Here is a 21,453-nt window from a genome sequence, read left to right as displayed (position 1 = left end):
AACCTCATAGTATGTTTTTTATCCTTTCCAAGCTTTCCTTTGGCGTTTCTATAGTATTGAGTAGGTAGACTTCCGTTTCATGGAATATTTCCTTGAAAAATTTTAGTCTGAGCCTATATTTCCTCTCATCCCTTATAAGTTGGTGTGGGTTGCAGAAATCATTATCTTTCATATAATTGATGGCTTCTCTCCTTGTAAGCCTCCTAAATGGTTCATCATTAGGATCTCTTTCAAGGAGTACTATAGCCTCGAGATTGGATGATTCCCTGATCCTACCATTAAATAATCTGTTAACATCAGCAATACCCCTCTTCTTCTTGTCTAGTTTCACCTCCGCTATAAGGGTCTTGTATTCACTCCAAGAATCTGCTATATCATCACGTATATAGGAGTTCTTTTCTGAGGAGTATACCATTATACCATTCTCAAATATGCGGGTGAAAAACCAGTCATCAGAAACATAACTATACCTATGATCTAACAAGAGACCATAAGTGAGTGTTGTTTTCCCAGTTCCAGGGGGTCCTATGATCGCCAGGGACCGTCCTCGGCAGTCAACAGCTGAACCATGGACAGAATATCTCCTATGCTCTGAATGGTAATCTTCGAAGAAGTCTGCGATTGTGGCAAGTGCTATGCTCTTAACCCAACCATAATAGTCGCAGTTGAGGATTATACTAGTCTTGGATAATGGCTCATAGAATACCTTGAAGGGTCCACCATCCTCCACAGTGAATACTTTAGCATGTGGTCTTATATCCTCGTTCATGAACTTGAAATTGTCCTCCCACTCTTCTTTGAAACTTTTATTGTCTGTTAAAAGTTTGACACAAGCACCATGAATGTTAGCCTTCCTCTCAAAATATACCTTCTCCGCAAGCTCCTCAAGCCTATCATCCTTCTCTTGGGGGCTTATAATCTCCACCTTATACGTAGATCCACCCCACACTACTTTTCTATTATGGCCTCTTTTATGGCCATTCCAAAGTGTCTCGCAGCCTCCTCAACATATACTAGTATCTTATCACCTTCTTTTAACTCTGAGACCGACACGGGCTCGCCTTTTTCACTGACTAGGCGTATTGTCTCAGCGTTCTGTAATAGTGTTCTTAGTTTCATGCCCTCATATTCTGCCTCCACAAGGAGCAAAGGTCTCTTTTCGATTTTAACCCTGCCAACTATAGCTGGTCTTGTCTTACCATCTTTGTCAACAATTAAAACCTCATCGCCTGCTTCAAGTTCTGAAAGATACTTGGTCTTATGGTCTGGTGTCATCACATACGCATGTACTGGGCCCGCGTTAACCCGGAATGGTCTTGATTCCACGTATTCGCTTTCTAGGGATTCGCTGTGAACTAGGAATAATCCTTGGGAGTATGAGCCTATGAGCATTCCTTCTCCTATGTCCATTATTGAGCAGGTGTCTACGCAGACCCTGTCACCAGAGCCTACTGGTTCTAGTCTTGTTATAGTGGCTGGTTTGAGTTCATAGTAGCCCATTTTTATATCTTCGATTAATTTCGCGATTTTTTTTATTTGTGATGGATTTTCTGGTTCTATGAGAACCCCATCGGTTCCATGTTCCAGTGTTTCTAGGGCTGTTTTTGCTTCTTTTTCATCTGATACTGCGGCTACTAGTTTAACATCTTCTTCTTGGAGGTCTGCTATTATATTCTCAAGGGGTATTATCTTCCAGTCTTTTCCTACTAGGATGAGGTAGTCTACTGTCTTGCCTAGGAGTCTTGCAAGTTCTTCATACCTTTTACCTTTTATCTCCACGTAGGCTGCTATGGGTTTGCCTTGCCTTTTAAGGCTCTTTGCTGCCATAAGGTCCTTTGAATCTTCTAGGTCGCTGGGTAGTGGAAATGTGCCGTCTCCTTCACCATTAACCCCTACTAGTATGATGTCAGCATCTTCGTCATCGGCTATGACTTTTATGTTTCCAAGTTTGTGTATCCTTTCAACGTCTTCCCGGTCTAGTATATGGTCTATGCCTGATTCGAGTGCAGTTGTTATGAGGGTTTTTTTCTCTTCCCATTCAGCTTCTGGTGTTTTTATCCAAGCAAATTTCATCTTCCATGCCCCACACATATTGGGAACTTTATCCCAGGGGCTTTTCACCTCCGAAAAAACTTTTTAAAACATTATATACCTTGAAGGTGCTTTATTTTTTTGAACAAAAAATTGCAAATGGGACTCAAAAGGAAACTCTGTATGGGGGGCATACTTCACAGTCCATTGATGGGTGTGTTTTAGATTTGAGTTCATATGCAGTCCCCCCATAAAATTGTGGCGCGTTAACACACTTTCCATCCCATTATAGCATCTTTAGCGCTTCTTCAACGTCTATTTCATCGTGTACTATGGCTGCTATGGCCTTTGTCATCTTTTCTGGGGATTCTGCCTGGAATATGTTCCTTCCTATCGCTACTCCAGCCCCGCCAGCTTCTATTGAATCTTTAACCATCTGTAATAGTTCTTCTTCTGTTTCGACTTTGGGCCCTCCTGCTATGACTACTGGCACGGGGCATCCTTCTACAACTTCTTTGAATGTGTCAGGGTCTCCTGTGTAGTTTGTTTTTATTATATCTGCTCCGAGTTCGGCTCCGGCTCTTGCCGCGAGTTTGACGACTTCTGGGTCGTGTTCGTCTTTGATTTTCTTGCCTCTTGGGTACATCATTGCTATGAGTGGCATCCCCCATTCGTCACAAGTTTCCGCTACTGTTCCAAGTTTTAATAACATTTCGGGTTCTCTTTCGGATCCTACGTTGACGTGCACGGATACTGCGTCAGCTCCAAGTTTCAGGGCTTTTTCTACTGAAGTTACGAGGACTTTATGGTTTGGGTCTGGTCCTAGGCTTGTGCTGGCTGAAAGGTGGACTATCAAGCCTATGTCTCTCCCGTATCCTCTATGTCCTGTTACAACTATCCCCTTATGTATTAGAACTGCGTTGGCTCCTCCTGTAGCTACCTGGTCTATTATCTTGGTCATGTCCAGTAGGCCGGGGACTGGGCCTATTGAGACTCCATGGTCCATTGGTACTATGACCGTTCTGCCTGTTTCACGGTTTATTATTCTCTCCATTCTAATTATTTTACCTATCATATTATTTACCTCCCCGATCATTTTTTTAGTATAATTTTTCAGACCAGAGCTTGAATTCTTTTAATCTTGGAGGCACGCCACCTTGGCTGCTTGATTCGAGCCAACCCTTGGTTGATGCTATGTTCTCATCCATTCTCGAAGAGTTTGCAAAATCTAGCAAACCCTTGTTCCTTATAATGGATGCTCTTGGTTTTAGTGTTGAGGACCATATGAAGTATACTTTGAATGTTGTGTCTGGATGATAGCCACCCCCAAGGTCCACTGCCAGGACATCACATGATCCTATGTCCTTGTGGACTGCTTCTAGGGTTTCATGGCGTCTAACATCCCCCATGATGAACTTGAGGTGGGGGTATTCCCTTTCAAGGTTCTTCATGGCCTCATATGCTTGCGGGCTTTTGTCGACGGCTATAATCCTACCTCTTGGGGTTTTTTCCGCGATTATCCTCGTTGAACCGCCTATGTGGGGTCCTAATTCCACTACAGTATCGTCTTCCCTTATAAGATCCCTGAGGTTTTTCCTATAAATTTCAATGTCATATACTATTTTTATCATTTTAGAGGATCCCCCCACACACAAGGGAAAATCCAAGTTTTTTTGGATTAATCCCCATAACTATAAGTGTGGGTTGATTAACAATATATAATTTTTTTAACCCCCCCACGAGAGGATCCTCATATAACAGGGGGGTAGTTGTCTAGTCCATTAGGATAAGATATAAGTTACAATATTCTTTTATAAGCTGGTATTTGCACTTTACGGTTTCCAATGTTAGTCTATTATTTGAGAAATCTGGCGCCTTTTGGGTCTACTTTGGCTATTATGGGATCTGAAAGGCTTGTGTCAGGATGCTTTGAGAGTGCGAATATTGTATCCCCAAGCATTGCCATAGAAGCCCCTATAACCTCTTCTTTGACTATTTCAAGGCTTTCTTTCACATTTGAGGTTAAAAGTTTAGTCTTCTCTGCGAATTCATATGACAATCGCATAAAATTTTCTGGCTTGGGATCCTTTAGTAGTTTTGGGAGCATCCCAGAACCTATAAGATTTATCATCCTTTTTTTCTTAGGATCTTTAAGTATCATGGTGGTGTCAAGTTCACCAAAGGCCTTGCATACCACATATAATGGTTCATGGATTATTCTATCGGTTAAACCATAACCCGGAGCACCCTCCTTCAACCTTAAAACTATACCACCAACCGATTCTCCCATAACATCCCCCAATCCTGTTTTAAGTTCTACCTCTGCTCGGTGGGCGATTGAAGCAGCCTCATTAAAGGTTATGGGGATTTCTAGCATCCTAGCTATGCCAAGGACTGTTCCAAGTGCGCAGGCGGCTGATGCGCCGAACCCGCAACCCATGGGAACTTCAAAATTATAATGGATCATAAGCCCCTCTATGATCTGTGATTTCTCCCTAAGCAATTCTATTACTTTAAACGTTATATTAGAAGGATCATAATCACCATCAACCCTTACTTGGATTTTATCAGACCTTGATGATCTGACAGTGGTTATAACACCCTTGTCTATGACAACACCAGCACCCCTTGACCCTGTAAAAAGAGGATTTTCATGCTCCACTATCTGAAAAAAGCCTGTTATATGTGATGGGACAAAAATCCTAGTCTTCATGTTATCCTCCCTTGCAAAAGGGCGTGGGCTTGATAAACTATAAATACTTTTATACTATAAAAGTGGTTAGTATCCACCCCACACCCTCCCAGTGTGGAATAAACTCTTGGGGGGAGACAATGAAAAGGATAGATTTGCACACCCATAGTCTATTAAGCGATGGTGAACTTCTACCATCAGAGATTGCAAGGCGCGCCTGCGTACTAGGACACAAGGCAGTTGCCATAACAGATCATATAGACGCATCTAACATAAATACTATAGAGTATCTCATAGATGCTGTCTCTGATGTGAATGAAAACTGGAATATCCAAGTAATCCCAGGGGCTGAGATTACACATGCACCTATAGAGATAATAGACAAACTCGCGTCAAAGGCTAGACAATTAGGGGCTGAGATTATAGTAGTTCATGGTGAGACACTAGTCGAACCCGTTATAAGTGGAACAAACCGCGCAGCCCTAGAATCTCCCGAAGTTGACATACTAGCCCACCCCGGCCTTATAGGCTATGAAGAGGCTGAAATGGCCAAAGATAATAATATAGCCTTAGAGATAACTGCAAGGAGTGGGCATTGCCTAGCTAATGGCCATGTTGCATCTGTTGCAATGGAAGTAGGGGCTCCCCTTGTGATAAACACTGACACTCACCATCCAAATGATCTTATAGACTATAACATGGCATACCAGATAGGTCTTGGCGCCGGACTCCCAGAAAAAGAACTTAAAAAAATCCTAGAAGATAACCCCCAGAGTATACTCAAAAAGAATAGAATAAAAGTTTAAGCCCACCACACTTCTTTTAGTTACAGAAAGTAATAAATACTAAAAAAATTATATAAAAATAATAGAATTCAAAAAGGAGGTAATGACCCAAAATGAAAAGAATAAACACTTGGAAACTGAAACTTAGAATGTTCCTAGCCACAATATTCCTATTCGCCATAATCTATCTTATACTAATATTGATAGGGTCCATCATAGGATTAGGAGGCCCAATATTCTACACACTACTCGGCCTTGGCATCATACTACTACAATATCTTATTTCACCAAGTATAGTTGAGGCCACAATGCGCGTAAAATATGTTTCACCCCAAGAGGCCCCGAGACTGCATGCGATGGTGGAAGAACTCGCGATGAAAGCAGGCATACCCAAACCAAGGGTTGGAATAGCTGATATAGAAATACCAAATGCCTTTGCATTCGGAAGAACGAAATCCGATGGGCGAGTTTGCGTGACAAGCGGGATATTAAATCTTTTGGATGATGAAGAGCTTAAGGCAGTGTTAGGACATGAAATATCCCATATAAGGCACAATGACATGATAGTCATGACCCTTATAAGCGCAATACCCCTAATATGCTACTACATCTACATAAGTTCAATATTCAGCAGAGACAGGGACATGAGCCTAATAGGACTCTTAGCCTTTGTAGCTTACCTCATCGGACAACTGATAGTCTTATTCATTTCAAGGGTCCGGGAATACTACGCAGATTATGGTAGTGTTGAGATAGGGGGCCAGCCACACAAACTGGCAAGTGCACTCTACAAGCTCGTATACGGATCGGCAGTTTCAAAAGAGGATGAAATAAGAGAAGTTGAAGGTTTAAAGGCCTTTTTTGTGAATGATGTTTCTCGTGCAACCGCTGAGATAGAGGATCTGCGTCAAGTAGACCTTGATATGAACGGGACCATAAGTGAAGGGGAACTACAACAGATAAAATACAGGGATGTGAAGATAGGTGTCGCTGCTAGGATAATGGAATTGCTTTCAACACACCCCAACATGTTAAAGAGGATAAAGAGACTATCAGAGCTTACATAACCTCTTTCACAACCCCTATTATATCTGACCTATGAACCCATGTGTTCAATGGTACCATAATTACAATGGAAGTTCCTGTATAGACTCTTTCAACATTTTTATTGTCACTTATGAGATATACCATGTCCCCTTCTATTTTTCCCACCCTTTTCACAATCAAACCATATTCCGGGTGTTTTGCCACTACGATATCCCCGACTTTGAAATCTTTCGTCTTTAGGACTATTAATTGTTGACCATCCTTTAAAGTCGGATACATTGAGTTCCCTTTGACCTTGGCTGGCATGGGTAGTTGGTCGACGCCGAACTGTGACCTTAACTGGACATTAACCACACTGTAACCATATCTTAAGGCTATATTTTTCACGTCAGCTTTTATGGAATCTACTGTGCTTTCAGGGTCATCTATGACACTTTCCATGTAATCTGCGATCTCCTCTTCCATGCCAGGTGGTGTTGGAGTAAAAAATAACGTGGAAGTTTTAACAGTGACAGTAGTACCATCAGTTTCTATGATTATGTTCACTGTCTTATTCTCATGGATGTATAGACCAGTTCCAATTGCAACAACCAATAATAATAGTATTAGAATATATGATTTTTTCATGATTACACTCCTTGAGGTTTTAGTTCTTCGAGTATTAGGCGAGTTTTTTCGATCTCTAATTGGCCCGGTGCTGAGGGTTTTCCACCAGTTGCATATGTTATGGGTGATCCGAATAATGGTGTGATGATCCTAGTATATTTTCCAAGCTCGCCCATTGATATTGCGATCAGATCATCCTCTCTAGATGATAATTCTAATATGGTTAATGTGTCCTTTATTGTCTTGGGCATCACAGCTATCTTGGCTATATCCCCTATCTTTTTTTCCTCTATTACGATCCTTGATAATCTTTCTAGGGTAGGGGTCTCATGGAAATTGTGATAGGATATGATTTTCTTTACTGGAAGTTCTATGATTTTTTCAAGTTCTTCTTTTTTGGTCTGTAATTCTATGTCAACATATTCTGCTTCTTCTGAAGCCGCGATTATTAATTCTATCCTCTCTTTCTCCGAACCTTTAAAAAGTCCACCTTCATCTGGAGATCTGTTGGTGGCTATGAAGGGATATTGGATGTTACTTGCAAGTTCCCTGATCTTGGCCTTGGAAGGGTTTTCTATGGCGTCTATTCGAAGTTCTAGTATGTCAGCACCCCTTTCAATATATTCAGTGGCGATTTCGGGTATTTGTTCCATGTTTTTTTCGATTATTGGCGCGCATATCAAAGTCAAAGTTTACCCTCCACACACAAAAAAATTTTAGGAAAAGATAATATTATATTTTAATCTAAAATTATCTACGAGGTGTTATTAGTTATTGGGTGATCCTGTTGAAGATAGTTTCTATTGGAGCTGATATATCAGCAAATGATACAAGTTGTAGCAAGGAATTGATAAGGAAATTAGAGGCTGACATCCCAATACTAGTAGACTTGGGAGCTTACAAGGCGGCTCTGACTAACATAACAGGGGATGATGTTGTTATAAGCGCTTTCGTAGAGGATAGTATCACCGCCAAGATAAACAGGGCCATAATCCACATCCTAAAGGAGAATTCGGAGGATATGGGGGATCTTAATGGGATATCAGGCACTCCCGAGGGTGCTGGTGAAGGCATATCCTATGCAGAGGCTAAAATAAGACAGGACAGATACCCAGATGCCATAATATTATCATTCGATACATACGGTGGTGAAGAATTCGTCTCAAATGTTGCGAATTCAACAATCAAAGCCGCCAAAGGCATGGATGGTGTTACAGATGTCAGCGAAAAGATAAAACCTAAAACCAGGAAAATACCAGGAGTTGGATACGTATCAGAGAAAACAGACGACCCAGTCGTAGTAGCCACAATAGAAGACATGGAAAGTATAGGTGTAGTCGCAGGGGCCATGCTAGGCGCTGCACTAGGCAACAAAAATGTCTACCTCGTAAGAAGAGGATCACCATCACATATAATACCAGGAAGCGTTATAGTATCAGCAACAGCCTTCCTAAACGGTAACATAATAGACCTAGCCCCAGCCTTCGAAGAAAGAACAAGAATATTAAAAGTATAAATTATCCTGGGGGTTTTTAGTATGATAATTTTAGATGAAAATACCAAATGCCTCGTGCAAGGCATAACAGGGAAACAAGGATCATTCCACACCCGCCAAATGCTAGAGTACGGTACAAAGATCGTGGCCGGTGTAACACCTGGCAAAGGAGGCCAGGAACTCCTAGGAGTTAAAATATACAATTCAATAGAAGAAGCCAAAGAAGAAACAGATGTAAACGCATCCATAATATTCGTACCAGCACCCTTCGCAAAAGACGCGGCTTATGAGGCCATAAAACACCTAGACCTCGTCGTTATAATAACAGAACACATACCAGTCCATGATTCAATGCAAATCATGGAATATGCCAAAAGAATGAAAACAACAATCATAGGCCCCAATACGCCAGGTATAATCACGCCAGGAATAGGAAAATTGGGTATAATGCCCGGACACATCTTCCAAGAAGGTGACATTGGCATAGTTTCAAGAAGTGGAACATTAACCTATGAATTCGCCTACCAAATCACAAGCGCCGGCATGGGCCAAAGCACATGTATAGGTATTGGAGGCGACCCAATAATCGGCCTAACCTTCACCGATGTCCTTAAAAAGTTTGAAGAGGACAAGGACACAAAGGCAATGCTCATGATAGGAGAAATCGGCGGTGACGCAGAGGAAAGAGCGGCAGAATACATAAAAGAGCACATATCAAAGCCTGTAATGGCATTCATAGCAGGTAGAACAGCCCCACCAGGAAAAAGGATGGGACACGCCGGCGCGATCATAGAAAGGGGCGCTGGAACAGCTGAAAGCAAAATAAAGGCCCTTGAAAAAGCGGACGTACAAGTAGCTGAAAAGCCATCAGACATCCCAGAAATGCTAAAAGAACTATAAAGGGATCATATGATAGAAGAAGAGATAATAAAAGGACTAGAAGAAGGAAAAATAAAACTTCACGAAATCGAAAAATATACAAGCATAGAAGAAGCAGTAAAATTGAGAAGACTATTCATAGAAAGAATAACAGGAACAAAACTAAAACACATTTCCAATTATTCCATAAACATGGAAGAAGCCCAAAAAAGGAACATAGAAAATCCAATAGGCACAATACAAATACCATTAGGAATTGCCGGGCCCATCAAGATCCGCGGAGAACATGCAAGAGGCAAATTTTATATTCCACTCGCAACATCAGAAGGAGCCCTTGTAGCATCAGTAAACAGAGGATGCTCAGCTATAACAGAAGCAGGGGGCGCCACAGTAAGGATAACAGGGGACAAGATGACAAGAGCCCCAGTAATCAGAACAGAATCAATAGAAGAAGCACTAAAAGTCAGAGAATGGATCCGAGAAAATTTCAAACGGTTAAAAAAAGCTGCAGAGTCAACAACACGCCACGGAAAACTGATAAAAATAGACCCAATATTAATAGTAGGTCCCTACCTCTACCCAAGGTTCGTTTTCACAACAGGAGACAGCATGGGAATGAACATGGTAACAATAGCCACAGAAGAAGCCATGAAACTCCTAACCAAGGAAACAGGAGCTCACCTCATCGCCTTAAGTGGAAACGCATGCGTAGATAAAAAACCAGCAGCCCTAAACCTTATAGAAGGCAGGGGAAAAAGTCTCACAGCAGAAGTGAAAATCCCAGCCGAGATAGTGGAAAGAATACTTAAAACAACACCAAGGGCGATACAAGAAGTCAACCTCGCGAAAAATTTCGCAGGATCAGCCATATCAGGGAGCATGGGATTCAACGCACACTATGCAAATATAATAGGGGCTATATTTTTGGCCACAGGACAAGACGAAGCACACATTACCGAAGGAAGCCTAGGCATCACAATAGCTGAAGAAATCAACGGAGATTTATACTTTTCAGTCACACTACCTGATGTTCCACTAGCCACTGTAGGTGGAGGCACAAGACTAGAAACCGCATCAGAATGCCTTGAGATAATGGGAGTCAGAGGATCTGGGAAAGTCCACAAGTTCGCTGAGATAGTCGCCGGGGCCGTTTTAGCAGGAGAATTGTCACTTATGGGCGCATTAGCGGCGGGACACCTTGCAAGGGCACATATAAGATTAGGTAGAGGATCCTAAAATGGGGTTGAGGGAATTCATCCATGAATATCTTACCATGAGCAGATACATCGCACTAGGAACCCTCGATGGAATACTAGCTGTTATGGGTGTTACATTAACCGCCAGTGGAGTTGCAGGCATAGGCGGCGTTGAAATAGAAAATTATCTTATCGGTCTCACAGGATTAAGTGGGGGTATAGCCCTTGCAATGTCCAATGCCTTCGGTTCATTCATCGGTGAAAGAGCCGAAGAAACCCGTACAATGAGAGAACTTGAAAAAAAGATGATAATGGAAAAAGGCAGCCTAAACGACACGATAATACACCAACAAGCCAAAAGAAGGATATACATGAGCATGTTCACCCATGGATTCTCAAGTTTTCTCGGCGCATTCGTACCCACCATACCATTCTTCTTCATAAAAGATAGGATAACAGCCACAATACTCACAATACTACTATCCATGATAGCACTAATTATACTTGGAATCTACCTCGGGATAATATCAAGAGAAAACATCTTCAAAACTAGTATAGAGATCGTAGCCATAGGCCTCATGATAACTTTTATAAGCATATTCCTTGGAGGTTCACACTAAACCATAAACCTTTTCTATGTTCTCCTCATGGATTTTATAAGCATCCTCTAAATCCATAAAACCCTTCTGGATAAATTCCCTCGTACGCCTTGGAACGGTCTTAGGACCTAGTACTGCTCCAGGCCTGCCCAGATCATCCAAATAGTCGGTCTCCATAAGGAAACTGTCACCCTTCTCCAAGCCTTTTTTTATAACGTCACGTGAAGCTATCAAAGATGGTGTGAGCCCATAATTTTCATCCTCACTGACATAAGGGCCTGAAAAATGTTTTATAACCTTATACTTTTTCATACCAGCCTTTTCAGCCATCTTGGAAAATTCTTTGAACTGTCTAGGGGTTGAACTTTCGGTATGAAGTTGCACTGGACAATCCACTTCCCTTGCAAGTTCCAATGTATATAAAAGTATCCTGTTGTGGGCTTCCCATTCACTTTCTTCTACAGGATAATGTGGCCTTCCAACTTCGCCAATACCTATAGCTTTTCCATCCGATACTAGCCTCTGGGCGTATTCAAGCCCTTCTTTGACGAGTGCTTCAGCTTCTTTGATTGGCGTGCCGGATTCTATGAGCCTTGAAAGTTCTGCCGGGTGCACTCCTACTATGGGATATGCTTCTACTTTAGTTTGAGAGTTTATTATCTCCGCATACTTTATGACGAGATTCATGGCCTCCTTAAAATTTGATGGCTTCTGGATGGTCCAAGTGGGCTTATTGGGTATTATCATCCTTTTGCCACCTGCTCTGTGGAACTTTTCAGCCACTTTCACAGGCCCTTCACCATTGACGTGATCAACATGGATATGATTGTCTGTTATTTTGATGTCCATTTATGATCAGCCCCACATTCTAGGCGGATTCTCTTCGGTTTTTTTATCCCCATCTTCTCTAATACCATGCTGATATCCACTTTGGTCTTGTAGCATCCGTCCTTAAGGAGTGGCACGCCTTGGGGTGCGAATTTGGATAATTTCATCATGGCCATGTTCAGGTCCTGGTAGCAAGCGACGCCAAGCACCGACTTGAATTTGTTCTCTTTCACTATCTTTTTAAGGAATGTGGAACCTGGTATTATGAATACGCGGTAGCCTATTTCCTCCGCCTTCTTCTTTAATATGCTGATTATGCACTTTTTACAATTTTTGCATTGTAAACCTGAAGGTTCTAATGGTGCTTCACACTTTGGGTGCCTTAGACAATGTGGGAGTATCAAGAGCTTATCCTCTGCTTTTATATTATTGAATCTTTCCTCGTTAACCTTGTTCCTAACTTCAACCCCTATCTGATCCACTATACTCTCATCAATTCCTAGGATGCTCGCAAACCGTTTAAAAGGCCCATAGAACAAGTCTACTGTTACAAGGAGTAGTCTGGGAAATATTAGACGATCACTCTTTAATAATATCCTCCCAAGGAACAAGCTCAACAAGAGCAATAATAGAATGCCCATTAACACAAGGATGATGAGCTGGCCAAATAATTGATAAATGTCTACCATCATGACATTGGATAGATTGTTACAACCGTATATAATAGTTTTTTGTAAATGGAAAATATAACATGGTATACATATTCCCTAAAACTTCTAGGATAATCAGTTGTATATACCCATGGAGGGTAATAAAAAAAGCTATTTATTCCCCCATATTTAATAATTTGTTTATTTTCATTTGAATAAAATAGAAACCTATATATACAACAATGGCTTTTATCTTTTTATGTTTAGGGGGTGATATCATCCATAAAAAGATGTTCTATATACCCTTAACACTTTTTTTATTCCTGGCAATAAGCTCTGCTAGTGCTGCTGAATCCAATACTACAATGAAAGGCTTTTTAGACATTCCATTCATCGAAAAACCATGGCCAATTAAATGACAGCACATACTATGCCAAAACCTTTTATGGCACAGCCTATGTCTCAGAAAGTGGTATAAAACACGAAATAAACCCTAAAATTACCATCACTGAAACATTCGTAGATTCCAATGGAAACCCCATAAAATTAAATGCCACAGGCTTCGAACCAGCCTCCACAAAAGTTAACATCTATGAAAAGGATAATAACTGGACAAACATTAAAACATGGAAAACCATCAGCCTAGGAGAAATATGGCCAGGTATAAGAGTAAATCTAAAAACCCATGCCAATAACATAGAGAAGATATTCATCATAAACGGGGACCCAAACAATATCAGGGTAAAAATTGAGGGAGCGCAACTTGCCATAGGAGAAAATGGCCAACTCATAATCACAAAGGGTCCCAAAGCGTGGAAATGACAAAACCAATAGCATTCCAAGATGATGAAAATATCCCAGTAGAATACACAATTGAAGGTGACACATACAGCTTCAAAGTTGGTGATTACAATAAAAACAAAGAACTTATAATAGACCCAAAATTAGATCATTCAACCTATATTGGTGGCGGAAACCTAGATTATGCATGGGACATTTACGTTGACGAGTTCGAATGTGCATACATCACAGGATCAACCCTAAATTTAAACACAGGATCACTGGATGTTTACTTGGCAAAGTTCGACCAAAATGGGAATCTAATCTACTATACGATGATATGGAATCCAGGTGATGACTACGCCCTTGGAGTGGTCGCTGATAACATTGGAAACGCATACATAGTCGGTGAAACAAGATCCACAGAGAGTGACGCTTTCATACAAAAATTCAATCACGAAGGAAACCGAATAGACTGGAAAATGTTCGGTGGATCAAACTATGATGAAGCTACTGGGGTCGCACTAGACAGCCAAGGTAACATATATGTTACAGGGACAACTAATTCAGCCGATTTCCCAGTAACAGCTGACGCATACCAGAAAACAATAGGAGGACAAGACGCTTTCATAATAAAACTCCATCCAACCAATGGTATAAAATATGCAACCTACCTTGGTGGCACGGGAATCGATGAGGGCCAAGGTATAGAAGTTGACTATCTGGGCAACATATACGTCACAGGGATTACAAGCTCACAGAATTTCCCAGTAACATGGAACGCGTACAACAATAGTATTTCAGGGTTAAACGATGCATTCCTAACCATATTTAGAAATTTCATACTAAGCAACCTTACAGTAACACCGACCAATGGTACAACACCATTAACAATACAAGCCAATGCCACAATCCAAAATATTGGGGAGACAAGCGGCGAATACACCGCAACCCTTTATATAAATGGTCAACCGGTTAACAGTACCCTAGTATATGTTCCCAGTGGGGAATCAAGGACGATAAGTTTAAATTACACTCTTAAAAAGGCCAAAGAGTATAATGTTACCATAGGAGATCTTCCCCCAGTCAAGGTAAAAGTCGTGGAACCTGCAAGGCTAGAAATCAGCGACTTAAAGGTAAGCCCAGTCCAAGGTGTTGAACCATTAAATGTAATAGTATCCGCGAAGATAACAAATTATGGTGGAGTTGCGGACAATTATACTGCAAGATTATACGTTAATGGTGAAAAAAAGGATGAAAAGGAGGTAACAGTAGATCCCTACACTTCGAGGGATGTGTCTTTTAACATCCAATTACTCAAGGGAGAATATCAAATCGGCATTGATGATCTCCCACCAGTAAATGTCACAGTTACAGAACCTGACAAGTTTGTTTTAAGCAATTTCACAGTAACCCTTGATTCTGGTATAGCACCACTTGAAATCACAGCAGCTTTCAACCTGACAAACACTGACACGCAAAAAAGGGATTACACAGCCATACTATACGTTAATGGCATTATATTCGACAACAAAAAAGTCACAGTGGATCCCATGACAACCATTAGAATAGAAATAAAAGCCTTAATCACAAATCCGGGAATCTACAATGTTACAGTGAATAGTATGACACCATGCATAGTTAATGTGCTTGAAAACCCAAATATAAGGATTTCCAATGTGACAATAAAACCAGAGAATGGTACAGCACCCCTAAAAGTAAATGTTAATGTTACACTCACAAACACAGGTAACTTGGCGGGCGATTACACCATAACACTTTACAAGGAGAATATAGCATGGGAGACACGCACAGTAAACATACCAGGAGGCGGGAGAGTCACACTATCCATGGATAAAACATTAGAAGAACCCGGAACTTATATTCTGCGGGTGAATGAAGAACCACCAGTAACAATTGAAGTCTATGAGCCACCACTACTTATAGCAGACTACAGTATACAACCCCAAAGTGGCGCGGCCCCATTAACCATACAAGCATTAATGAACGTCACAAACCCCTATGATAAGATAAGATCATACGTAGCGAGACTCTATATTGACGGTCTACTAGTACAAGAAAAATCCAATAATATAAACCCTAGAGGAACCTGGGAAGTTAAAATGGAAGCCATGCTAACAGCAGGTTCACATAATGTGAGAATAAATGACCTTCCAATGGTAATAGTCAATGTTGGGAAACCTGCAGAATTCACACTATCAAATCTCACAGTAACACCAACCAGTGGAACAGCACCCCTCAATGTAACAGCAACAGCTAAAATAACTAATAAAGGGGACATAGCAGGAGATTATACCGCAACATTTTATGTTGATGGTGTGGCGGTCTCAACAAAGACAATAAATGTTGCAGCTGGAAGTACGAGCACAATAATCTTTGAACATACGCTCAACGAGATAGGTAATCATCTTGTGGGTATATCATACCTACCACCAGTAAATGTTAAAGTTCTAAAACCTCCAGTGTTCATATTGACCAATTTCACTGTCACTCCAAAAAGTGGAGTTGCTCCATTAAATGTAAATGCAAGTGCCTTAATCATGAACATAGAGGAAGGTGGCGGTGATTACACCGCAAAATTATATGTCCAAGGAGTTCCAGTGGCCAAAAGGATCATTAACATAGCAGGAAATTCTAATACAATAGTAACACTAAATTATACTATAACACAAAGGGGCAACTATACCATCTGTATAGGAAATTCAACGCCTTTAAATGTTAATGTATTTAAACCAGCGACGTTTGAAACTTCAAATCTTAGAGTGACACCAACAAGCGGCATGGCACCATTAAACATAACAGTAACTGCTAATATCATCAATACCGGCGACTTGCCAGGAGAATGCGCAGCAAGACTTAAAATAAACGGTCAAGTAATCGAAGAGAAAAGCTTAATGGTTCAACCTGGAGAAACAAGAACAGTAACATTTAATAGGCTGCTGTCTAAGGGAACTTATGACGTGACAGTAAACAATTTAAACCCGGTAACTGTTCTCGTCAATGATTTAATAACATATAATGAAATCCTTGAAGCTTCAAAAATAATAGCAGATTATATAGCTAAAACAGGCAAACTACCCTCCAAGGTTACGGTAAACAATAAAAATATTACCTTAGATGATTACTTGTATGCGGCGGTACTCACGACAATAAACTTAAACAACAACAAGAAAACTAGTGTAATAACAAAAGATTATAAACCACCAACCAGTCCATTAAAGACCACTGCGAGGGGTAAACTTACAAAAACTGGATACCTACAAGCGGCCCAGAACATCAAAAAATACATGGAAACCTACAAGCGTTCACCAAATTATATCAGTACAACAATTGGGAAAGTAAACTATCACAACATTATCTATGCCTACGCCCGAATAATAAACTTTTACAAAATCAACAGAAAACTGCCAAGTTACGTGAAAATATAATCTCCAATATTTTCTTTTTTTTGAGTTTTATTATGGTTTAAGGGGATTTGAAGTTTTCTATTTTTTCTATTCTTGTATTCTCAACTTCTCCTTGGATTATTATACCATCCTTCGCGGCTTTTATAATTGTACCTGATAATTCTGGGGCTGAGCAGAGCAGATCCTGTTCTGGGTGCGTTCCGGGGGTTATGTTGCAGTCTAGTTTTATGGTTTCGCCAGCTGATACAACCATTTTAAGGCGCTTGGAGGTTGGATGACCTTCTTCCAAGACTATCAAGGGGGCTCCTATTTCTCTTAGGAGGTGTATCATACATTTTATAGCCTTCTCTATCCTGGGGCCTGTTTCAAATGCTGAGACGGCTATAAGGTCATCCTTATCCAATGATAGTACTATCTCATCCTGTGGGGTGCCCATGAATATGTTACGGGGTTCTGCCGATTTCACCACGCCAACGAGACCATTGTATCCGCTGATGAATAATATCTCGTCTTTTTTTATTCTGAACATTCTACGTTCTCTGACTGACATGATGGACATCTGACCTTTTTACCGACACCCTTGAACTCATTACCACAATCAAGACACTTACATTTCCGACTTGTGACCTTTTTAAGGTCTATGTCTACCATGGGCCCTCCTACGCTACACACAAGATCACCCCCCTACTCGGAGCATTCTATGTTATCTGATTGGCATGATGGGCATATGATCCTTTTACCGACACCCTTGAACTCATTACCACAATCAAGACACTTACAGCGTTTGGTTTTGAGTTTCCTCATTTTTATATCAGCCATTGGCCCCCCTACAGTACACAATTTAACTCACCTCAACCTTATATTTTTGATGTTTATTATTAATAATTTTTATTCTTAAAAAATGGGCTTAGAGTATGATCCTAGGGGAAATGACTTATTTTATAAAAGGGATAATAATAGTATAGTTATTAGGATATTTTTTCCTTGTGGTGAGTATAGTGAAGAATTTGATTTTCCCATTCACGGCAATAGTAGGACAAGAAAAAGTGAAAAAGGCCCTAATATTAAATGCAATAAACCCATCCATTGGTGGGGTTCTGATAAGGGGCGATAAAGGTACAGGTAAGACAACAGCAGTCAGGGCACTGGCAGACCTACTACCATCAATAAAGACTGTCAAAGGATGCCCATTCAACTGCAACCCAGATGACAAGGAGTCACTCTGTCAACTCTGCAAGTCAAAGGATAATATTGAAGTTGAAGAGAAAAAGATGAGAGTCGTTGAACTACCATTAGGTTCAACCGAAGACAGGGTAGTTGGGTCATTAGACATAAAAAAAGCTCTCAAGGAGGGTATAAAAGCCCTAGAACCAGGTATACTAGCAGAAGCCAACCGTAACATACTCTACGTTGATGAAATAAACCTCTTAGACGATCACCTCGTAGACGTGCTACTAGACGCGGCAGCCTATGGGATCAACTATGTTGAAAGAGAAGGCATCTCAATATCACACCCATCCAGATTCATACTAGTAGGTACAATGAACCCAGCAGAAGGAGAACTAAGACCACAACTAGCAGACCGTATAGGCCTACACATTAATGTAGAGACCATCCAAGACATCAAAGAAAGAGTGAAGATCATGGCACGCAGAGAAGAATTCGAGGAAGACCCAGAGGCCTTCAGAAGAAAATTCCAAGAAAAACAAGAAAAACTATTAGAGAGGATACTCAACGCAAGGAAACTACTACCTCAAGTTAAAATAGATGAAAGACTTTTAGAACTCATAGCAAGAATATGCGTTAACGTGGGCGTGGACGGTCACAGAGCAGATATAGCTATCCTTAAAGCTTCAAAGACCATAGCAGCATACAATGGCAGAACAAGGGTCTTGCCAGAAGACCTGGAAGAGGCTGTTGAACTAGTCCTAGGAGAAAGAATACCCGAAAGATCATACGCCCGCCAGGACGTGAAAAGGCAAATACAAAAAGCAAAAACAGAAATGGAACAAGAATCTAGTGAAGCGGTTGAGGGCGAGGCCACGGGGGGTGAGAACCCCCCGCCGGATGAAAAGGGATATGGTGGTGAAAGCAAACAACCCAGCCTAGGCTCAGCAGACTTGAAAATGACACCCAACCCAAGTGAGAGGACAATACAAGAAGAAGAAGAAGTTGACATAGACATCAAAAACATCCTAAAGTTTAAAGGCAAAAAGAACAGGAGACTCTACGGAAGCAGAGTAGAATCAAAGACAGAAAAAGGAAAATACGTGAAAAGCAAGATGTTAAAGGGAAAATCAAAGGACATAGCAATAGACGCAACCCTAAGAGCCGCAGCCCTCAAATCAGAAGACCATATAAAAGTAGAACCTGAAGATCTCCGAGAAAAGATCAGAAAACATGGTGCAAGGGCCAGCATAGCACTGGTAGTAGATATAAGCGGGTCAATGTTCACAGACCAGAAAGCAGCTAAGATAAAAAACATACTAAACAAGATAATACAAGACGCACAACGCCACAAAGACAAACTAAGCGTAATAGGATTCAAAGGAAGAAAAGCAGAAATAATAATACCCACAACCAAGAGAGCCCAGTCATTCCAACAAAAAGTAGACAATATCAGAGTAGGTGGCACAACACCAATGGCCCACGGAATAAAAAAAGGACTCGAAATACTTAAAGAAGAAAAGAAAAAAGAAGAATACGTGCCAGTGATGCTAATATTAAGCGATGGCATGCCAAACGTCGGTATCGAGGGCAGGCCAATCCAGGACGTCATGGAACTTGGAAGAGAACTTAACAAAAATGAAATACACACAGTAGTTATAAACTTTGAGAGAAAATTCCAACAAGGCCGCAACATAAACATGGAACTTGCAATGCTATCAGGTGGAAGATACTACGACCTAGACAAATTAGAAGACCCATCACTCGCAATACCAAAGATAATGGACTACGAAAGAAACCAATTCTAAAAAAAATTATGAGGATCATCGTATACCATGCAGAGGAATGTGACAGGAAAAAATGTACAAGCCTAAAATTGGCCAGGATGGGAAAAATCAAGATAGTAACAAGCCCCCGAAGGATACCAAGGGGTAGCATAGTACTCAACCCATTCGCGGAGAAGGCATTATCCCCAGCAGACAAGGACAGGATCCTCAAATGGGGTGTTACAGCCCTGGACTGTTCATGGAAAGAGGTTAAGAAGTCTTCACCAATTTTCGCAGTTAAAAGGTATCATAGGGCGCTACCATACTTAGTAGCCGCCAATCCAACAAACTATGGCAAACCCTCTATATTGTCAACTGCAGAAGCCCTAGGGGCAACCTTTTATATAATCGGATTAAAAGATATAGCAGTCAATATAATGTCATCATTCAAATGGGGTCTCCACTTCTTAGACCTCAACAAAGAATTACTAGAGGCATACTCAAAGGCTAAAAACAGCCGAGAAGTTGTTAAAATCCAAGAAGAATTCATAAGGAGATGATATTCATGGCAAAATTCGAAGTAGCAGAGGAGAGACTATTCAATGTCAAAATATGCTTCAAATGTAACGCAAGAAACCCGCCAAATGCTACAAGGTGCAGAAAATGCGGCTATAAAGGTCTAAGGTTCAAAGCGAAAGACCCAAGAGGCTAAATACCCCACTCTTATCGTGTCCAATATGAAAGTTGAAAATTACTTCAATAGCATCCTCAAAGAGAGGAAAATACACCTCACCCTCATCGACCCAGAAAAGCAAACATCACAAGAAGCACTCAAAATAGCAACTGCGGCGATCCAAGGAGGATCAGATGGGATAATGCTCGGCGGGTCAACAACCAACAGCATAGAACTAGAAACGACAGCAAAAACTCTCAAAGAAAACCTAGAAGTCCCCATAATATTATTTCCTGGTAACATTTCAGGCATAACAAGCCACGCTGACGCCATTTTCTTCATGACACTTTTAAACTCCGCAAACCCATATTGGATAATAGGAGCCCAAGCACTAGCAGCCCCCACCATAAAAAAGATGAAAATAGAACCACTACCCATGGGCTACCTTGTAATAGAACCAGGAGGCACAGTAGGATGGGTTGGGGACGCCAAACTAATCCCAAGGGACAAACCAGACATAGCAGCAGCCTACGCAATGGCAGCAGAACTACTAGGAATGAGACTATTCTACTTAGAAGCAGGATCCGGAGCAAACAAACCAGTACCAGCAGAAATGATAAAAAAGGTGAAAAAATCCACAAACTTGACACTCATAGTAGGCGGCGGGATAAGAACCGGAGAAGACGCTAGAAGAGCGGCGAAAGCCGGCGCAGACATAATAGTAACAGGGACAATAGTAGAAAATGCTACAAACATCAAAGAAAAAATATCAGAGATAGTAAAATCCATAAGAAAACCCTAAACTCCCATTACCCTCTTTTTTTGTGCGTG

The 21,453-nt window shown here is 41.0% G+C and carries 23 protein-coding genes; 11 read left to right on the top strand and 12 right to left on the bottom strand.

Annotated features, from left to right (window positions below):
- Nucleotides 1-4: 4 nt before the first annotated feature.
- From QFX38_07745 to QFX38_07725, 5 genes are all read right to left on the bottom strand, one after another.
- Nucleotides 5-925, bottom strand: a complete 921-nt coding sequence (locus QFX38_07745; GenBank protein ID MDI9624760.1) for a hypothetical protein — start codon at nucleotides 923-925, stop codon at nucleotides 5-7.
- Between the two features lie 23 nt (nucleotides 926-948).
- Entirely contained in the window at nucleotides 949-2,073 is a 1,125-nt protein-coding gene (locus QFX38_07740) for a 3-dehydroquinate synthase II (protein ID MDI9624759.1), read from the bottom strand.
- Between the two features lie 244 nt (nucleotides 2,074-2,317).
- Nucleotides 2,318-3,106, bottom strand: coding sequence for a 2-amino-3,7-dideoxy-D-threo-hept-6-ulosonate synthase (locus tag QFX38_07735; GenBank protein MDI9624758.1), 789 nt, complete (start codon nucleotides 3,104-3,106; stop codon nucleotides 2,318-2,320).
- Nucleotides 3,107-3,131: 25 nt separating this feature from the next.
- Nucleotides 3,132-3,662 (bottom strand): SAM-dependent methyltransferase, encoded by a 531-nt coding sequence (locus QFX38_07730; GenBank protein MDI9624757.1) that lies wholly within the window; start codon nucleotides 3,660-3,662, stop codon nucleotides 3,132-3,134.
- Between the two features lie 224 nt (nucleotides 3,663-3,886).
- Entirely contained in the window at nucleotides 3,887-4,744 is an 858-nt protein-coding gene (locus QFX38_07725; GenBank protein ID MDI9624756.1) for a pantoate kinase, read from the bottom strand.
- Between the two features lie 119 nt (nucleotides 4,745-4,863).
- On the opposite strand from QFX38_07725, the gene QFX38_07720 reads away from it, so the two are divergent.
- Both QFX38_07720 and QFX38_07715 read left to right on the top strand, forming a co-directional pair.
- Nucleotides 4,864-5,529, top strand: a complete 666-nt coding sequence (locus QFX38_07720) for a histidinol phosphate phosphatase domain-containing protein (GenBank protein MDI9624755.1) — start codon at nucleotides 4,864-4,866, stop codon at nucleotides 5,527-5,529.
- Nucleotides 5,530-5,621: 92 nt separating this feature from the next.
- Entirely contained in the window at nucleotides 5,622-6,575 is a 954-nt protein-coding gene (locus tag QFX38_07715) for a zinc metalloprotease HtpX (protein MDI9624754.1), read from the top strand.
- Here the strand turns inward: QFX38_07715 and QFX38_07710 are convergent.
- Together QFX38_07710 and aroD are read right to left on the bottom strand one after the other, a co-directional pair.
- Nucleotides 6,568-7,182 (bottom strand): S24/S26 family peptidase, encoded by a 615-nt coding sequence (locus QFX38_07710; protein MDI9624753.1) that lies wholly within the window; start codon nucleotides 7,180-7,182, stop codon nucleotides 6,568-6,570. The two genes, QFX38_07715 and QFX38_07710, sit on opposite strands and share 8 nt — an antisense overlap.
- A gap of 2 nt (nucleotides 7,183-7,184) precedes the next feature.
- Complete coding sequence (aroD, locus tag QFX38_07705) at nucleotides 7,185-7,850, bottom strand: type I 3-dehydroquinate dehydratase (protein ID MDI9624752.1); 666 nt, start codon at nucleotides 7,848-7,850, stop codon at nucleotides 7,185-7,187.
- A gap of 98 nt (nucleotides 7,851-7,948) precedes the next feature.
- Between aroD and QFX38_07700 the strand changes: the two genes are divergently transcribed.
- Genes QFX38_07700 through QFX38_07685 form a run of 4 tightly spaced genes read left to right on the top strand, consistent with a single transcriptional unit; the run spans nucleotide 7,949 to nucleotide 11,351 of the window.
- Nucleotides 7,949-8,677 (top strand): hypothetical protein, encoded by a 729-nt coding sequence (locus QFX38_07700; protein ID MDI9624751.1) that lies wholly within the window; start codon nucleotides 7,949-7,951, stop codon nucleotides 8,675-8,677.
- A 21-nt stretch (nucleotides 8,678-8,698) separates the two neighbouring features.
- Entirely contained in the window at nucleotides 8,699-9,556 is an 858-nt protein-coding gene (gene sucD / locus QFX38_07695; GenBank protein MDI9624750.1) for a succinate--CoA ligase subunit alpha, read from the top strand.
- Nucleotides 9,557-9,565: 9 nt separating this feature from the next.
- A complete protein-coding gene (gene hmgA / locus QFX38_07690; protein MDI9624749.1) occupies nucleotides 9,566-10,771 on the top strand; it encodes a hydroxymethylglutaryl-CoA reductase (NADPH) in 1,206 nt (401 codons plus the stop codon).
- Between the two features lies 1 nt (nucleotide 10,772).
- On the top strand, nucleotides 10,773-11,351 hold the full coding sequence (locus QFX38_07685; GenBank protein ID MDI9624748.1) for a TIGR00267 family protein: 579 nt from the start codon (nucleotides 10,773-10,775) through the stop codon (nucleotides 11,349-11,351).
- Here QFX38_07685 and QFX38_07680 read toward each other — a convergent pair.
- Together QFX38_07680 and QFX38_07675 are read right to left on the bottom strand one after the other, a co-directional pair.
- Nucleotides 11,343-12,179, bottom strand: a complete 837-nt coding sequence (locus QFX38_07680) for a TatD family hydrolase (protein ID MDI9624747.1) — start codon at nucleotides 12,177-12,179, stop codon at nucleotides 11,343-11,345. The genes QFX38_07685 and QFX38_07680 overlap by 9 nt on opposite strands.
- Entirely contained in the window at nucleotides 12,164-12,850 is a 687-nt protein-coding gene (locus QFX38_07675) for a DUF116 domain-containing protein (GenBank protein ID MDI9624746.1), read from the bottom strand. The genes QFX38_07680 and QFX38_07675 overlap by 16 nt, the downstream gene beginning before the upstream one ends.
- Nucleotides 12,851-13,626: 776 nt before the next feature.
- On the opposite strand from QFX38_07675, the gene QFX38_07670 reads away from it, so the two are divergent.
- Nucleotides 13,627-17,037 (top strand): SBBP repeat-containing protein, encoded by a 3,411-nt coding sequence (locus QFX38_07670; GenBank protein ID MDI9624745.1) that lies wholly within the window; start codon nucleotides 13,627-13,629, stop codon nucleotides 17,035-17,037.
- 37 nt (nucleotides 17,038-17,074) lie between these two features.
- On the opposite strand, the gene QFX38_07665 is transcribed toward QFX38_07670, so the two are convergent.
- From QFX38_07665 to QFX38_07655, 3 genes are read right to left on the bottom strand one after another with little or no spacing between them, the layout of a single operon-like run.
- Nucleotides 17,075-17,566 (bottom strand): hypothetical protein, encoded by a 492-nt coding sequence (locus QFX38_07665; protein MDI9624744.1) that lies wholly within the window; start codon nucleotides 17,564-17,566, stop codon nucleotides 17,075-17,077.
- Nucleotides 17,533-17,688, bottom strand: a complete 156-nt coding sequence (locus QFX38_07660) for a hypothetical protein (protein ID MDI9624743.1) — start codon at nucleotides 17,686-17,688, stop codon at nucleotides 17,533-17,535. The genes QFX38_07665 and QFX38_07660 overlap by 34 nt, the downstream gene beginning before the upstream one ends.
- Nucleotides 17,689-17,700: 12 nt before the next feature.
- On the bottom strand, nucleotides 17,701-17,835 hold the full coding sequence (locus tag QFX38_07655) for a hypothetical protein (GenBank protein ID MDI9624742.1): 135 nt from the start codon (nucleotides 17,833-17,835) through the stop codon (nucleotides 17,701-17,703).
- Nucleotides 17,836-18,014: 179 nt separating this feature from the next.
- On the opposite strand from QFX38_07655, the gene QFX38_07650 reads away from it, so the two are divergent.
- The 4 genes from QFX38_07650 to QFX38_07635 are packed head-to-tail and all read left to right on the top strand — an operon-like array spanning nucleotide 18,015 to nucleotide 21,424.
- Nucleotides 18,015-19,991, top strand: a complete 1,977-nt coding sequence (locus tag QFX38_07650) for a VWA domain-containing protein (GenBank protein MDI9624741.1) — start codon at nucleotides 18,015-18,017, stop codon at nucleotides 19,989-19,991.
- 8 nt (nucleotides 19,992-19,999) lie between these two features.
- Nucleotides 20,000-20,509 (top strand): DUF367 family protein, encoded by a 510-nt coding sequence (locus QFX38_07645; GenBank protein MDI9624740.1) that lies wholly within the window; start codon nucleotides 20,000-20,002, stop codon nucleotides 20,507-20,509.
- Between the two features lie 5 nt (nucleotides 20,510-20,514).
- The gene (locus tag QFX38_07640) at nucleotides 20,515-20,661 is read left to right on the top strand and encodes a 50S ribosomal protein L40e (GenBank protein ID MDI9624739.1); all 147 of its coding nucleotides are present in this window, start codon (nucleotides 20,515-20,517) and stop codon (nucleotides 20,659-20,661) included.
- A 25-nt stretch (nucleotides 20,662-20,686) separates the two neighbouring features.
- On the top strand, nucleotides 20,687-21,424 hold the full coding sequence (locus QFX38_07635) for a geranylgeranylglyceryl/heptaprenylglyceryl phosphate synthase (GenBank protein MDI9624738.1): 738 nt from the start codon (nucleotides 20,687-20,689) through the stop codon (nucleotides 21,422-21,424).
- Nucleotides 21,425-21,453: the final 29 nt, after the last annotated feature.

This window comes from Methanothermobacter sp. (assembly GCA_030055615.1).
Lineage (GTDB): Archaea > Methanobacteriota > Methanobacteria > Methanobacteriales > DSM-23052 > Methanothermobacter_A.
This window is presented reverse-complemented; position numbering and strand designations above follow the sequence as displayed.

Coding starts and splice junctions, on each gene's coding strand:
- hmgA (MDI9624749.1), top strand. CDS start 9,566: ATGATAGAAGAAGAGATAATAAAAGGACTAGAAGAAGGAAAAATAAAA.
- QFX38_07730 (MDI9624757.1), bottom strand. CDS start 3,662: ATGATAAAAATAGTATATGACATTGAAATTTATAGGAAAAACCTCAGG.
- QFX38_07685 (MDI9624748.1), top strand. CDS start 10,773: ATGGGGTTGAGGGAATTCATCCATGAATATCTTACCATGAGCAGATAC.
- QFX38_07645 (MDI9624740.1), top strand. CDS start 20,000: ATGAGGATCATCGTATACCATGCAGAGGAATGTGACAGGAAAAAATGT.
- QFX38_07725 (MDI9624756.1), bottom strand. CDS start 4,744: ATGAAGACTAGGATTTTTGTCCCATCACATATAACAGGCTTTTTTCAG.
- QFX38_07655 (MDI9624742.1), bottom strand. CDS start 17,835: ATGGCTGATATAAAAATGAGGAAACTCAAAACCAAACGCTGTAAGTGT.
- QFX38_07635 (MDI9624738.1), top strand. CDS start 20,687: ATGAAAGTTGAAAATTACTTCAATAGCATCCTCAAAGAGAGGAAAATA.
- QFX38_07715 (MDI9624754.1), top strand. CDS start 5,622: ATGAAAAGAATAAACACTTGGAAACTGAAACTTAGAATGTTCCTAGCC.
- QFX38_07710 (MDI9624753.1), bottom strand. CDS start 7,182: ATGAAAAAATCATATATTCTAATACTATTATTATTGGTTGTTGCAATT.
- sucD (MDI9624750.1), top strand. CDS start 8,699: ATGATAATTTTAGATGAAAATACCAAATGCCTCGTGCAAGGCATAACA.
- QFX38_07640 (MDI9624739.1), top strand. CDS start 20,515: ATGGCAAAATTCGAAGTAGCAGAGGAGAGACTATTCAATGTCAAAATA.
- QFX38_07735 (MDI9624758.1), bottom strand. CDS start 3,106: ATGATAGGTAAAATAATTAGAATGGAGAGAATAATAAACCGTGAAACA.
- QFX38_07720 (MDI9624755.1), top strand. CDS start 4,864: ATGAAAAGGATAGATTTGCACACCCATAGTCTATTAAGCGATGGTGAA.
- QFX38_07675 (MDI9624746.1), bottom strand. CDS start 12,850: ATGATGGTAGACATTTATCAATTATTTGGCCAGCTCATCATCCTTGTG.
- QFX38_07670 (MDI9624745.1), top strand. CDS start 13,627: ATGACAAAACCAATAGCATTCCAAGATGATGAAAATATCCCAGTAGAA.
- QFX38_07680 (MDI9624747.1), bottom strand. CDS start 12,179: ATGGACATCAAAATAACAGACAATCATATCCATGTTGATCACGTCAAT.
- QFX38_07665 (MDI9624744.1), bottom strand. CDS start 17,566: ATGTCAGTCAGAGAACGTAGAATGTTCAGAATAAAAAAAGACGAGATA.
- QFX38_07740 (MDI9624759.1), bottom strand. CDS start 2,073: ATGAAATTTGCTTGGATAAAAACACCAGAAGCTGAATGGGAAGAGAAA.